This window comes from Streptococcaceae bacterium ESL0729 (assembly GCA_029391995.1).
Classification (GTDB): Bacteria; Bacillota; Bacilli; order Lactobacillales; family Streptococcaceae; genus Floricoccus.
The window spans coordinates 1,435,001-1,448,317 of the sequence record CP113924.1 but is presented as its reverse complement, the minus strand read 5'-3'; the positions used below and the strand labels follow the sequence as shown (position 1 = coordinate 1,448,317).

Sequence of the window (13,317 nt, the reverse complement as noted above, 5' to 3'; positions counted from 1 at the left end):
CTCCTTTCGTAAAAATAGGTATAGCAATGATAACATTTTTTAGCCTCCTTATCCACAAAATTTGAAATAAAAAACAAAGATATCCACAGAAATGTAGATATGTTAGTAACTTATTAACATATTCCACAAGCACTTTTTAACAGCCTGTGAATATTGGGGATAAGTTAAAAATAGTTTAGAGTAATTAACAGGGTATGTGGATAACTTTTTCTTTAGTTAAAAGTCTTTGCAGGTTTTTAACAGCCTGTGGAAATGATTTAATAACAGCCTGTTAATTTCTCATTTTTTGTTGATAAAGCTGTGGGTAAAATAAAAACAATCCACAGAGATTATTTTTTCTGTGGATTATTCTGTGGATTACTTGCTAGCTTAAAAGGTCTTCAATCAACCGATTTAATTCGTCCAAATTATTAAAGGAAATTTTGATTTCTCCCTTGTTGTGTTTATTTGTTTTAATCTGAATTTTACTCCCGAATTTTTGGGCCAGTCTTTCTTCAATTTCATCAATAAATATATTTTTGGGCAAGGGATTATTTTTCGAATCAAGTTTATCCTTAGAAATCAGTTTTTCAAGTTCTCTGACTGAGATTTTATTTTGTAAGACTAGCCGAGCTACTCTTTCCTGTTCAGCTTCATCATCAAGAGCAAGAAGAACACGCGCATGCCCAGGACTAATTGATTTATTTTCAATCATTTCAAGAATTGTTTCAGGCAGTTGTAAAATTCTAATCATATTAGAAACATAGGGCCTTGATTTACCAAGTTTACTAGCAATTTCCTGGTGGGTCATCTTTGCCTTATCTGATAGATTTTTATAGGATTTGGCTTCCTCAAGGGCTGTCATATCATCTCTCTGGAGATTTTCTAAAATAGATAAAATCATCATTTCCTGATCTTCCAGTTGTCTGATTACTGCTGGAATAGTAGGAAGTCCTAACATTTCAAAGGCCCTAAACCTTCTTTCGCCAGCAAGAATCTGATAGCCAAAAACGTGAGATTTTCGAACAATAATCGGTTGGAGCAGGCCATTTTCCTTGATTGACTGGGCAAGTTCCAAAAGTTTAGTAGAATCAAAGTGAATCCTTGGCTGGTAGGGATTGGGGGAAATTTCCTTTAGACTGATATTCTTAATTTGTTCATTATCTTTTTTCATCATATGGGTATTCTAGTTTAAGGGGCCTTCTTTAGCAAGCTTTAAGCCAAGAAAAAAGACGACCCAGGTCGCCTTTTAATGTCCGTTTACTTGTCGCTTGTTTGTTCCTTGCTTAATTTTTTTGTCGATTCACTAAGCTTAACATCAGCTGTTTCCTTTTTACCATCTCGGTAGTAGGTAATCTTTACAGTATCACCAACGCTATATTTATAAAGGGCTGATTGCAAGTCTGTATAAGTAGCTGTAGGTGTGTCACCAAGTTGGGTGATAACATCATATTTCTTCAAACCAGCATTCTCAGCAGGCATCCCAGCTTGAACGCTAGCCACAACAACACCACTTGTTACATCATCAGGAATCTTCAAGTTCTTATCGATGGTATCTTTAGGAATATCCGCAAGATTTAACATTTGGATACCAAGAGCTGGCCTAATTACTTCTCCATCCTTTTCAAGTTTTGCAATGATATTTTCCACATCATTTGAAGGGATGGCAAATCCCATACCCTCAACAGCAACACCGCTTACGCTAGCTGAAGTTGATGCTATCTTACTTGAATTTATTCCAATAACCTGACCTTCGATATTGATTAAGGCTCCACCAGAATTTCCAGGGTTAATGGCTGCATCAGTCTGGATGGCATTGATGCTTACAGTCTCCCCACTGTCGTTTTGAGAGGTTACTTGCCTATTTAAGCTTGAAATAATACCTTGGGTGGCAGAGTTGGCATACTGGCTTCCAAGGGGAGAGCCGATAGCAATGGCAGGTTCTCCAACCTTAAGGGCACTAGAATCACCAAACTCAGCAACATCTTTTACCTTACTTCCATCGATCTTAATAACAGCCAAATCGCTGAAAGAATCAGTCCCTACAAGCTCACCCTTGACCTTCTCACCTGACGAAAGCATGATTTCAAGGCTGCTTGCTCCACTTACCACGTGGTTATTGGTTACGATATAGGCTGTATTTCCGTCTTTTTTATAGATAACCCCGCTACCTTCACCAGCCTCTTCTTCCTGATCACTTGTTCCATCCTGGTTGACCTTACCACCTAAAATATCGTCAATCGAAGTTCCGCTCTGTTTTTTTTGATAATTTATAACAGATACCACAGCATCTGAAACCTTGCTGATGGCGTTAGTTGTATCACTTGAAACATCATAAGAAACCTTCTTAGAAACAGTAGTATTACTTACCGCAGAATTTGTAGAATGATTGCTTGCAAAATTAGTCTGATAGATGGCATTTCCACCAAGGGCCAAGGCCCCACCAGCTACTCCAGCCAGCAAACCATTTAATATATTATTTTTAGCCATGACGTCTCCTTCTCATTTTTTCTAATTCTATTTCCACAAACTTAATGATACCTTAAAAGCCTGGTAAATAAAAATTTTAAGCAGCTTTGCTCTACAGGCCTTAACAAACTTAATGAACCTTTTTAGTGACATATAAATAAAAAGAGTTATCCACAGAAATGTGGATTAATAGGCAAATTTGTTGATAAATAAGCTTTCAGAAAATTTTGCAGGAAAACTGTGCTAAAATGAAAGCATGAAATTTAAATTAATTGCCCTTGGAAAACTAAAGGAAAAGTATTTAAAACAAGGGATTGATGAGTACAAAAAAAGGATGACAACCATGCATCCCTTAGAAATAATTGAACTACCTGATGAAAAAATTCCCGACAAGGCAAGTGACAAAGAAAAAGAGCTGGTTAAGAAAAAAGAAGGAGATAAAATTCTAGCTCGGATTAGCCCGCAGGACAAATTAATAGTTCTTGCCATTAAGGGTAAACTTTTGACCAGTGAAGAACTTGCTGAAAAGATTAAGGAATTTGAAATCTATGGAAGCCAAAATATTGTTTTCGTAATAGGAGGTTCTTTAGGTCTTTCTGATGAGGTCTATAAAAGAGCTGACCTTGAGATTTCCTTTGGTCGCTTTACCCTCCCCCATCAGCTTATGCGTTTAGTTTTTTGTGAACAAATTTACAGATCCCAGATGATAAACCGTGGAAGTGAATACCATAAGTAGATGAACAAGGTTAATTTTTGCCAGATTATAAGAAAAAAATTATTATGTTAAAGGGGCCAATGCTATTGACCTTTAGCTTTAAAATGGTATCATAAGAAAAATAAAAAATTTACATAGGGAAAAAGGAGAAACTAATGTCAAATTGGGACACAAAATTTTTGAAAAAAGGCTTTACCTTCGATGATGTTTTATTAATTCCAGCCAAGAGTGAAGTCTTACCAAACGAAGTAGATATGCAAGTCAAACTTGCAGATAATTTGACATTAAATATTCCTATTCTTTCAAGTGCCATGGATACAGTCACTGAATCAGCAATGGCCATCTCACTTGCCCGCCAGGGTGGAATGGGTGTAATCCACAAGAACATGTCAATTGAAGAGCAAGCTGAGCAAATCCGTCGTGTTAAGCGTAGCGAGTCAGGCGTTATCACAGATCCCTTCTTCTTGACACCAAATCATGCAGTTGAAGAGGCTGAAAATTTGATGGCAACCTACCGTATTTCTGGTGTGCCAATTGTTGAAACCCTTGAAAATCGTAAACTTGTTGGTATCTTAACCAATCGCGACTTACGTTTTGTCGCTGATTACTCAAAAGCAATCAGCGATGTTATGACCTCAGAAGACTTAATCACAGCACCTATCGGAACTACTCTTGAAGAGGCTGAAGAGATTCTTCAAAAGTACAAGATTGAAAAACTACCTCTTGTTGATGATAAGGGTCGCCTAAGTGGACTTATCACCATCAAGGATATCGAACGTGTTATCGAGTTCCCTAATTCAGCTAAGGATAAAAAAGGTCGCTTGCTTGTTGCAGGGGCAGTCGGAGTTACCTCTGATACTTTTGATCGCGCTGAAGCTTTGTTTGAAGCAGGAGCTGACGCGATTGTTATTGATACAGCCCACGGACATTCTGCAGGTGTTATCCGTAAGATTGCAGAAATTCGTGCCCACTTCCCAGACAAGACTTTGATTGCTGGAAATATCGCGACAGCTGATGGAGCTCGTGCTTTATTTGAAGCTGGAGTTGACGTTGTTAAGGTCGGAATTGGACCAGGATCAATCTGTACAACCCGTGTTGTTGCAGGTGTTGGTGTACCACAAATTACAGCTATTTATGATGCAGCAGGAGTTGCCCGTGAATACGGTAAATCAATTATCGCTGACGGTGGAATCAAGTACTCAGGTGATATTGTTAAGGCTCTAGCAGCTGGTGGACATGCTGTCATGCTTGGATCAATGCTTGCAGGGACTGACGAGTCACCAGGTGAATTTGAAATCTACCAAGGACGTAAATTCAAAACTTACCGTGGTATGGGAAGTCTTGGAGCTATGAAACGTGGATCAAGTGATCGTTACTTCCAAGGCGGAGTTAATGAGGCTAACAAGCTTGTACCTGAAGGAATTGAAGGACGAGTGGCCTATAAGGGTTCTGCTGCTGATATTGTCTTCCAAATGCTTGGTGGAATTAAATCAGGTATGGGCTACACTGGAGCTGCTACAATCGAAGACCTTCACAATTCAGCTCAGTTTATTGAAATGAGTGGAGCTGGACTTAAGGAAAGTCATCCACATGATGTTCAAATCACTAAAGAAGCACCTAATTATTCAGTACAATAACAAATTAAAAATATTAAGGGGTTTGCTACTAGCAGACCTCTTTTTTAGTTTGAGAAAAACCTGATTTAAGCTATAATCAGATTATTAGCTTACAGGAGAGATAAGGATGTTAGAAAAAAGTATAAAATTACCTGAAGATTTAAAGGCAGATTTAGGTTTAAAAACAAATGACCGTTTAACAATGAGTGTCGATGGTTCACGATTGATAGTTGAAAAGGAGAATTCGATTGAAAAAAATCAAAGTATATCCTTAAGATGGTTCTTATTGCCATCTATTCTTGTGAGTCTGGTTTTCTTTGCCTATTTTAAGTTTTACGAACAGGTAGAATATATCCCCTTCACATCTGGAGATACAACAGCAATCTCACACATGACCATTGTTTTAGGTCTTTTGACAGGAATAATTTCCTTTACCACATTCTTTATTAAGGGAAAAAGAAGCCAGCAAAAGAACCTAAAGAATATTTACTGGCGTAGCCTTCCGGTTCTTCTTGCTTCATTTGCTGTCATGCTTGTCCTTGGACTAATGGGCCTTTTTTGGATCTTTGGTATTGTTTTTGAGGGTGCCAAGTTTGATATTTATACATCAACCTTCCTCTTTCTGATTTTTATAAGTATCATCAATTACCTGATGATTTATTTTGCCATAACAATAACTCCCCGCCGAATTATTAGCCTCTTTACCCTCGTCATAGTTGGGGGAGTCTTTTTATCAATGATAGCCAACAGCAACTTGCAGTGGTGGCAGATTAATTTTAGTTTCTTAGGAACCTCAAATGCGACCTCTGCCTGGCAGTTTAACCTAACCTTAATTCTTTCAGCCTTCCTTCTTTTGGCCTTAACCGACTATATCTTTAGCATTCTTAAGGAAATATTACCTAAAAATAGAAGGTTACAGATTTTAAGACTTCTTTTGACCATAACTGCCTTTGGACTGGCTGGTGTTGGCTTCTTCCCTAACGATAAGGGTAATAGCTACCTCCATTACATGCATGATAAGTCAGCTAATCTTTTGATTTATATGATAATTATTATGATTATCGCAATTCGTTGGCTACTTCCTGATGTAAAAAAGGAATTTTTAGTGATTTCTTATGGGATTGGAGTACTTCTAGTGGTGGCTAATATTCTATTTTCAAATGTACGTTACCTATCCTTGACCGCTTTTGAGATAATTGCCTTTTTCTTAGCCTTTGCTTGGATTTTGCTTCTTTTTCAAAACTTACAAAGTCTCTCAAGCCTGAATATCAAGGATTATGAGTTGATTGTTGAATAAAAATTAAAAAAAATTAAATTTTTTTACAAAAAGGGGTTTACAAGTCGTAAAAATCTTGTATAATATAAAAGTACCGTTGAGGAAGACGCAAGACGTAAATCTTAACGGGAAAACAAATGGTCCGTTGGTCAAGGGGTTAAGACACCGCCTTTTCACGGCGGTAACACGGGTTCGAATCCCGTACGGACTATTTTTGGAGGATTACCCAAGTCCGGCTGAAGGGAACGGTCTTGAAAACCGTCAGGCGTGTAAAAGCGTGCGTGGGTTCGAATCCCACATCCTCCTTTACCTTATAGGTATTTTAACATCGCGGGATGGAGCAGCTAGGTAGCTCGTCGGGCTCATAACCCGAAGGTCGTAGGTTCAAATCCTGCTCCCGCAATTGACTTTGTAAGTCTTTAAAAATTACGCTTTTGGCTCGGTAGCTCAGTTGGTAGAGCAATGGATTGAAGCTCCATGTGTCGGCGGTTCGATTCCGTCTCGCGCCATTATTAAAAAGCGGGTGTAGTTTAGTGGTAAAACTACAGCCTTCCAAGCTGTTGTCGCGAGTTCGATTCTCGTCACCCGCTTTGAACTTATAGTTCATTATACTAAATTTTTAAAATTTGGGCGCATAGCTCAGCTGGTTAGAGCGCACGCCTGATAAGCGTGAGGTCGGTGGTTCGAGTCCACTTGTGCCCATTAATTGATTTGGTGCTTATTGCACGAGAGATACACCTGTTCCCATGTCGAACACAGAAGTTAAGTCTCGTTACGCCGGAAGTAGTTGGGGGTTGCCCCCTGTGAGATAAGGTAGGCGCCAAGTTGATATTCCGCCATAGCTCAGTTGGTAGTAGCGCATGACTGTTAATCATGATGTCGTAGGTTCGAGTCCTACTGGCGGAGTCAGATAGAGTTCCTGATGGGAGCTCTTTTTTGCTTCCTTTATCCTTAAGGAAGGGATGCAAAAAGGAGGGAAAGCAATTTTCCCTCCCGACTAACCTTCCTCCAAAAAATTTGTGCCCTTATTGGAAGCTAGTTATTTTCAGTAATTTTTCAAAATAGCGTTTATTTTTCAAGAATTACCTTAGATGCCTTGTCTAAATATTCAGCAGCCTTCTGCTGGTGTTCCTCAGCAAGCTTTCGATATTCCTGAGCCTCTTCTCGTTTCTCAACTTCCTTCTCAGAAAGATTTGAGCTAGTCTGAAGTTCCGCCTGCTTTTCCTTGATCGGCTGCATGCTCTTATCATACCTGTAGATAGAAAATCCAGCAACAAGCAGCATGGTAGATAGGCCAAGTATTATTTTCCATTTCTTTTTCATTTAATTCTCCTTAATAATTTGTGTAAATAAATGGCATAAGTCTATTATAGGTTATTTTTCGTTTTTTTAAACATCTATGTTAAATTTTTATTTTAGATTTAAAAAATTATGTTAAAAAAATATTTATCTGAGTCCTGTCTATTCCTAATCAATTTATGACAATGACCTGCATGCAAATGTAGAAGCCCATAAAATTTATGGAACTTACAAGTTACGAATAGAAGCTCATAATTTAGTAGATTTAGTTAATTATTTACTAATAAAAATTAATTTTTTAAATTAACCCTTTACATTTTTTTAAATTTTTGTATAATATAAAAGTACCCTTGAGGAAGTCCTTAAGGTACATGACTAAATGGTCCGTTGGTCAAGGGGTTAAGACACCGCCTTTTCACGGCGGTAACACGGGTTCGAATCCCGTACGGACTATTTTTGGAGGATTACCCAAGTCCGGCTGAAGGGAACGGTCTTGAAAACCGTCAGGCGTGTAAAAGCGTGCGTGGGTTCGAATCCCACATCCTCCTTTCTATGCGGGTGTAGTTTAGTGGTAAAACTACAGCCTTCCAAGCTGTTGTCGCGAGTTCGATTCTCGTCACCCGCTTAAGTAAAGTCTCCAAGGAGGCTTTTTTTCATGCTTAAGATTTTCTTTTAAAACTTATGAAGAATAAATGGCTTCCTAATTGTTAAAGCTATTTTAATTTATTGTGAAATATGATACAATAAACATATGAAACAGAAATTATTTATGGCACTTATTGCCCTGGCTCTTTTAGGAGCTGTTCCAACAAGAACTCAAGCCCATCAAGTAGATGGACAAGACACCCAGGAAGTAATTGATGGCAAAATTGAATCAGTTATTTCAGTTCTTCATCAAGATAATATTCTTGGCGATGAAGAAGAAAGCTCTCCCATTGCAGCTCGTTTTGGTTACAGATGGCGTTGTAATACCTGTGGAGCTGTAGGTGCTTGGCAATTTTCTCTTATTACTGCTGAAAAATATGCCATTGAACATTTAAGAAGAAGCAGGACTTGTAAACTTGTAACCACAAGTGCAGTTTAAAATTAGAACTCGGGAGAGTTCTTTTTTTATGCAAAATTTTGAAAAATTAGTTTCACGTGAAACTAAAATATATTTGGAAAACTAAAAAAATGAGTGATAAACATATGTAAGCCTTTACATATAAAAAATATTGTGCTAGATTTAACATATAGTTTTATTTTTATTATTATTTTTATTATGAAAAGGAGAAGTGTATGGGTAAATTTCCAGATAATTTTTTATGGGGTGGATCAACTAGTGCTTACCAAGTAGAGGGTGCTTGGAATGAGGACGGCAAGGTTCCATCAGTGCAGGATATGCGTGAGCCTTTTCCTGGAACTAGTGATTACAAGGTGGCAACTGACCACTATCATCGCTATAAGGAAGATGTTAAACTTTTTGCAGAACTTGGTCTTAATTCTTATCGTTTTTCAATTGCATGGACGAGGATTATCAAAGAAGATGGATCAATCAATGAAGCAGGTCTCAAATTTTACGATAATTTAATTAATGAACTTATTTCTCAAGGAATTGAACCAATTCCGACCGTTTATCATTTTGACCTTCCTTATTGGATTTCACAAAAGGGTGGTTGGCAAAATCGTGAAACAATTGATCTATTTGTTGATTACTGCGAGGTTTTATTTGATAATTTTGGTGACCGTGTTCGCTACTGGCAAACCATTAATGAACAAAATATCCATGTATTCATGAGTGCCTTAATGGACGGTAAAGACTATAGCTGGCGTGAAACCTTCCAAGGGAACCACCATATGCTTGTTGCCCAGGCAAAAGCTATGAAAGTTTACCATGAAGGTAAGTATCCAGGTAAAATTGGTCCTGCTCCAAATATTTCATGTGTCTATGCAGCTTCTGAAAGTCCAGAAGACCAAATGGCAGCAGAATATGCAGCAGCCTTCCGTAACTGGCTCTTCCTAGATGCAGCAGCTTATGGGACTTACAATCCCCAAGCCCTATCGATCATGCGTAAACTAAATGCGGTACCTTACATGACTGATGAAGATCTTGAGATTATGCGTGAGAATACAGCAGATTTCATTGCCTTTAACTACTATAGTTCGATGACTGTTAAGGCTTCTGATGGAGATACTAAGATTAAAAAAGGTGACCAGCAACTTGGATTTGTAGTCCCAGGTATTTTTGAAGCTGTTAGCAATCCAAAACTTGAAAAAACTGAGTTTTCAGGTTGGGAAATTGATCCCCTAGGTCTTCGTATCACAGCCAACCAAATGTACTCACGCTACGGCCTACCACTTTTAATTACAGAAAATGGATTAGGACAAGCAGATGAGCTAACAGAAGACGGAAAAATCCACGATGACTACCGTATTGACTACTTGGATAAGCATATCAAGCAAGTTTCAGCTTTAATCAATGAGGATGGAGTTGAGATGATTGGATACTGCCCTTGGAGTGTGATTGATTTGATTAGTACCCATGAAGGATATAAAAAGCGTTATGGATTTATCTATGTTAACCGTGATGACTTTGACCTTAAAGACCTAAAACGCATCAAAAAAGATAGCTTCTACTGGTATAAAAATGTAATTGAAGCCAATGCAATAGAAGATTAATTCTTTAAATAGCCAAAAAAACCAGACCTTATATGGTCTGGTTTTCGTTTTCTATCTCTATACGGTATTATAATTTTTTATTTGTCTTTGTATTAAACTTGTTATCTTTGTGGTTATTTATTTTATTCTTAGTACCATCCATTAGCAAGCCAGAAAGCTTTAGCAGCATCCCATGACCCGTAACGACTTGTCACATATTGATCAGCAACACGTTCTTGGTTAGCTGCACTATAGTCACCATTTAAGTAGCTAGCACTTAGTTGGTAACGACCGATATATTGACCATTTGTAGCAGTGTAGCTGCCGCCAGATTCCTTTTGAGCAATCCACTCTTTGGCAGAAGAAGTATTGGTAGTAGTTACCTGAGCAGGGGCACTGTAGCTAACAGCTGGTGCAGTTTCTACAACAGGTGCTGGTGCTGGTGTTTCTAAAGCCACTACTTCTTCAACATGGCTAGCAGGTTCTACAAGGGTCATAGTCATATTATCTGTATCAAACTTAAGTTCTTGACCTACATAGATAAGGTTAGCATTTTGAATTCCATTATTTGATGCGATATTTTGAACAAAGCTTGCACTTCCAAGGTACTCCTGAGAGATTGAAGATAAGGTATCACCTTCAACAACCTTATGAGTAATAACATCAGCATTGGCACTCTTGGCACCGAAGATCGCCGTTCCAAGAAGAAGGCCAGTAGCTAATATAGTTTTAATATTCATGTAAGATAAAATCTCCTTTAGATTTCGTATTTGTTTTTGTTTATTTCTTGTACAAGGAGTATTAAAACAAAGTAATATTACAAGGATATGGGATAATTATATAAATTCAATTTCAAATATTGCTACATTGTTACATGAAAGCCCCAAAAAGAGTTCTAAAGCTAGCAATTAACTCCTAAAACATGAATAAAATAATCAACTTTCTTCTATATATAGCACACCATATATGTAAGATGGAATTAATTTTAGTTTTATCTATAATAAAAAATTTTTAAAAACTAAGAAAATTAAAGGAAATAAAAATTTGCAAAATCGGAATTATTTTTGAAAAACCAGTTGACAGCCATTGCAAACTTTGATAGAATAATAACACTGTCAAGGACAGGTCAATTTGTGGTTTATAACTTTGAAAAAAGTTCAAAAACATGTTGACAGAAAATCCTACAGATGGTAAACTAACAAAGTTGCTTAAGGGCAACACTTAGTTGGATAACTTGGTTAAACAACTAAGAAAAAAGTTAAAAAAGTAGTTGACAAAGACATTAAGTCATAGTAAACTATAAAAGTTGTCTGAGGGCAACAGTTCAAAACAAGCTTGAAAAAAAACTTTAAAAAGTGGTTGACAAGTAAAACAAGTTTTGATAAACTAATGAAGTTGTCTCGAAGGAGACAGCGATAGACCTTTGAAAACTGAACAAAGCAAAACGAACCAAATGTGCAGGGTGAATGTTTAGACATTCAACTGTCAATTTTGACAATAAATAAAGCAACAAAAGCGAGCTAGTGACTATTAATAGTCTGCTCATAATTTATATGAGAGTTTGATCCTGGCTCAGGACGAACGCTGGCGGCGTGCCTAATACATGCAAGTTGAGCGCTGAAATCTGGTACTTGTACTAGATGGATGAGCAGCGAACGGGTGAGTAACGCGTGGGTAACCTGCCTTATAGAGGGGGATAACTACTGGAAACGGTAGCTAATACCGCATAACACTTAGTATCACATGATACAGAGTTGAAAGTGCCAAATGGTACACTATGAGATGGACCCGCGTTGTATTAGCTAGTTGGTGAGGTAAAGGCTCACCAAGGCGATGATACATAGCCGACCTGAGAGGGTGATCGGCCACACTGGGACTGAGACACGGCCCAGACTCCTACGGGAGGCAGCAGTAGGGAATCTTCGGCAATGGACGAAAGTCTGACCGAGCAACGCCGCGTGAGTGAAGAAGCGTTTTCGGATCGTAAAACTCTGTTGTAAGAGAAGAACACCAGAAAGAGTGGAAAGCTTTCTGGCTGACGGTATCTTACCAGAAAGCCACGGCTAACTACGTGCCAGCAGCCGCGGTAATACGTAGGTGGCAAGCGTTGTCCGGATTTATTGGGCGTAAAGCGAGCGCAGGCGGTTCATTAAGTCTGATGTAAAAGGCAGTGGCTCAACCATTGTAAGCATTGGAAACTGGTGAACTTGAGTGCAGTAGAGGAGAGTGGAATTCCATGTGTAGCGGTGAAATGCGTAGATATATGGAGGAACACCGGAGGCGAAAGCGGCTCTCTGGACTGTAACTGACGCTGAGGCTCGAAAGCGTGGGGAGCAAACAGGATTAGATACCCTGGTAGTCCACGCCGTAAACGATGAGTGCTAGATGTTCGGGGGTATCCACCCCTGAGTGTCGCAGCTAACGCATTAAGCACTCCGCCTGGGGAGTACGACCGCAAGGTTGAAACTCAAAGGAATTGACGGGGGCCCGCACAAGCGGTGGAGCATGTGGTTTAATTCGAAGCAACGCGAAGAACCTTACCAGGTCTTGACATACGAGTGCTATCCCTAGAGATAGGGAGTTCCTTTGGGACACTCGATACAGGTGGTGCATGGTTGTCGTCAGCTCGTGTCGTGAGATGTTGGGTTAAGTCCCGCAACGAGCGCAACCCCTATTGTTAGTTGCCATCATTAAGTTGGGCACTCTAGCGAGACTGCCGGTAATAAACCGGAGGAAGCGTGGGGATGACGTCAAATCAGCATGCCCCTTATGACCTGGGCTACACACGTGCTACAATGGGAAGTACAACGAGTCGCAAGCCGGTGACGGCAAGCTAATCTCTTAAAGCTTCTCTCAGTTCGGATTGTAGGCTGCAACTCGCCTACATGAAGTCGGAATCGCTAGTAATCGCGGATCAGCACGCCGCGGTGAATACGTTCCCGGGCCTTGTACACACCGCCCGTCACACCACGAGAGTTTGTAACACCCGAAGTCGGTGAGGTAACCGCAAGGAGCCAACCGCCTAAGGTGGGATAGATGATTGGGGTGAAGTCGTAACAAGGTAGCCGTATCGGAAGCGTGCGGCTGGATCACCTCCTTTCTAAGGAAAATACGAGGATACCTGCACATTTAGTTTTGCATTGTTTAGTTTTGAGAGGTTTATACCTAAAACAAGATATATATCTTCTCAAAGAAGATTGGGGCCTTAGCTCAGCTGGGAGAGCGCCTGCTTTGCACGCAGGAGGTCAGCGGTTCGATCCCGCTAGGCTCCATAGGTAGTTGAATTACTACCGCATCGATCATTGAAAATTGAATAATTTCTAATA

Annotated in this window: 9 protein-coding genes, 11 tRNA genes and 2 rRNA genes; 18 read left to right on the top strand and 4 right to left on the bottom strand. The window is 39.2% G+C overall.

Features of this window, described 5'->3' with window-relative positions; genetic code table 11:
* Positions 1-364 precede the first annotated feature (364 nt).
* Positions 365-1,153 (bottom strand): ParB/RepB/Spo0J family partition protein, encoded by a 789-nt coding sequence (locus OZX68_07220; GenBank protein WEV61398.1) that lies wholly within the window; start codon positions 1,151-1,153, stop codon positions 365-367.
* An 86-nt stretch (positions 1,154-1,239) separates the two neighbouring features.
* The gene (locus OZX68_07215; GenBank protein ID WEV60677.1) at positions 1,240-2,469 is read right to left on the bottom strand and encodes a trypsin-like peptidase domain-containing protein; all 1,230 of its coding nucleotides are present in this window, start codon (positions 2,467-2,469) and stop codon (positions 1,240-1,242) included.
* 235 nt (positions 2,470-2,704) lie between these two features.
* Between OZX68_07215 and rlmH the strand changes: the two genes are divergently transcribed.
* From rlmH to OZX68_07160, 11 genes are all read left to right on the top strand, one after another.
* On the top strand, positions 2,705-3,184 hold the full coding sequence (gene rlmH / locus OZX68_07210) for a 23S rRNA (pseudouridine(1915)-N(3))-methyltransferase RlmH (protein WEV60676.1): 480 nt from the start codon (positions 2,705-2,707) through the stop codon (positions 3,182-3,184).
* A gap of 134 nt (positions 3,185-3,318) precedes the next feature.
* Complete coding sequence (gene guaB / locus OZX68_07205) at positions 3,319-4,800, top strand: IMP dehydrogenase (protein ID WEV60675.1); 1,482 nt, start codon at positions 3,319-3,321, stop codon at positions 4,798-4,800.
* A gap of 106 nt (positions 4,801-4,906) precedes the next feature.
* Positions 4,907-6,076 carry a DUF998 domain-containing protein gene (locus tag OZX68_07200; protein ID WEV60674.1) on the top strand — a complete coding sequence of 390 codons (1,170 nt, stop codon included), beginning with the start codon at positions 4,907-4,909 and terminating at the stop codon, positions 6,074-6,076.
* Between the two features lie 118 nt (positions 6,077-6,194).
* Positions 6,195-6,266, top strand: a tRNA-Glu gene (locus OZX68_07195).
* Between the two features lie 5 nt (positions 6,267-6,271).
* A tRNA-Ser gene (locus OZX68_07190) sits at positions 6,272-6,361 on the top strand.
* Between the two features lie 23 nt (positions 6,362-6,384).
* Positions 6,385-6,458 (top strand) — tRNA-Met (locus OZX68_07185).
* 33 nt (positions 6,459-6,491) lie between these two features.
* Positions 6,492-6,564 (top strand) — tRNA-Phe (locus OZX68_07180).
* A 10-nt stretch (positions 6,565-6,574) separates the two neighbouring features.
* A tRNA-Gly gene (locus OZX68_07175) sits at positions 6,575-6,645 on the top strand.
* A 38-nt stretch (positions 6,646-6,683) separates the two neighbouring features.
* A tRNA-Ile gene (locus OZX68_07170) sits at positions 6,684-6,757 on the top strand.
* 8 nt (positions 6,758-6,765) lie between these two features.
* A 5S ribosomal RNA gene (rrf, locus tag OZX68_07165) occupies positions 6,766-6,881 on the top strand.
* 6 nt (positions 6,882-6,887) lie between these two features.
* A tRNA-Asn gene (locus tag OZX68_07160) sits at positions 6,888-6,961 on the top strand.
* 162 nt (positions 6,962-7,123) lie between these two features.
* Here OZX68_07160 and OZX68_07155 read toward each other — a convergent pair.
* The gene (locus OZX68_07155; protein ID WEV60673.1) at positions 7,124-7,378 is read right to left on the bottom strand and encodes a hypothetical protein; all 255 of its coding nucleotides are present in this window, start codon (positions 7,376-7,378) and stop codon (positions 7,124-7,126) included.
* A 357-nt stretch (positions 7,379-7,735) separates the two neighbouring features.
* On the opposite strand from OZX68_07155, the gene OZX68_07150 reads away from it, so the two are divergent.
* The 5 genes from OZX68_07150 to OZX68_07130 all read left to right on the top strand — a co-directional run bounded on the left by OZX68_07150 (position 7,736) and on the right by OZX68_07130 (position 10,012).
* Positions 7,736-7,807 (top strand) — tRNA-Glu (locus OZX68_07150).
* 5 nt (positions 7,808-7,812) lie between these two features.
* A tRNA-Ser gene (locus OZX68_07145) sits at positions 7,813-7,902 on the top strand.
* Between the two features lie 6 nt (positions 7,903-7,908).
* Positions 7,909-7,979: transfer RNA gene (locus tag OZX68_07140), tRNA-Gly, on the top strand.
* 126 nt (positions 7,980-8,105) lie between these two features.
* Positions 8,106-8,438, top strand: a complete 333-nt coding sequence (locus tag OZX68_07135; protein ID WEV60672.1) for a hypothetical protein — start codon at positions 8,106-8,108, stop codon at positions 8,436-8,438.
* Positions 8,439-8,632: 194 nt separating this feature from the next.
* Positions 8,633-10,012: a glycoside hydrolase family 1 protein gene (locus OZX68_07130; protein WEV60671.1), complete on the top strand. Its 1,380-nt coding sequence runs from the start codon at positions 8,633-8,635 to the stop codon at positions 10,010-10,012.
* Between the two features lie 128 nt (positions 10,013-10,140).
* Here the strand turns inward: OZX68_07130 and OZX68_07125 are convergent, their stop codons facing one another.
* Positions 10,141-10,731 (bottom strand): LysM peptidoglycan-binding domain-containing protein, encoded by a 591-nt coding sequence (locus tag OZX68_07125; protein ID WEV60670.1) that lies wholly within the window; start codon positions 10,729-10,731, stop codon positions 10,141-10,143.
* Positions 10,732-11,540: 809 nt separating this feature from the next.
* On the opposite strand from OZX68_07125, the gene OZX68_07120 reads away from it, so the two are divergent.
* A 16S ribosomal RNA gene (locus OZX68_07120) occupies positions 11,541-13,091 on the top strand.
* Positions 13,092-13,190: 99 nt separating this feature from the next.
* A tRNA-Ala gene (locus tag OZX68_07115) sits at positions 13,191-13,263 on the top strand.
* The last annotated feature ends 54 nt before the right edge of the window (positions 13,264-13,317 follow it).

Coding starts and splice junctions, on each gene's coding strand:
- OZX68_07220 (WEV61398.1), bottom strand. CDS start 1,153: ATGAAAAAAGATAATGAACAAATTAAGAATATCAGTCTAAAGGAAATT.
- OZX68_07215 (WEV60677.1), bottom strand. CDS start 2,469: ATGGCTAAAAATAATATATTAAATGGTTTGCTGGCTGGAGTAGCTGGT.
- rlmH (WEV60676.1), top strand. CDS start 2,705: ATGAAATTTAAATTAATTGCCCTTGGAAAACTAAAGGAAAAGTATTTA.
- guaB (WEV60675.1), top strand. CDS start 3,319: ATGTCAAATTGGGACACAAAATTTTTGAAAAAAGGCTTTACCTTCGAT.
- OZX68_07200 (WEV60674.1), top strand. CDS start 4,907: ATGTTAGAAAAAAGTATAAAATTACCTGAAGATTTAAAGGCAGATTTA.
- OZX68_07155 (WEV60673.1), bottom strand. CDS start 7,378: ATGAAAAAGAAATGGAAAATAATACTTGGCCTATCTACCATGCTGCTT.
- OZX68_07135 (WEV60672.1), top strand. CDS start 8,106: ATGAAACAGAAATTATTTATGGCACTTATTGCCCTGGCTCTTTTAGGA.
- OZX68_07130 (WEV60671.1), top strand. CDS start 8,633: ATGGGTAAATTTCCAGATAATTTTTTATGGGGTGGATCAACTAGTGCT.
- OZX68_07125 (WEV60670.1), bottom strand. CDS start 10,731: ATGAATATTAAAACTATATTAGCTACTGGCCTTCTTCTTGGAACGGCG.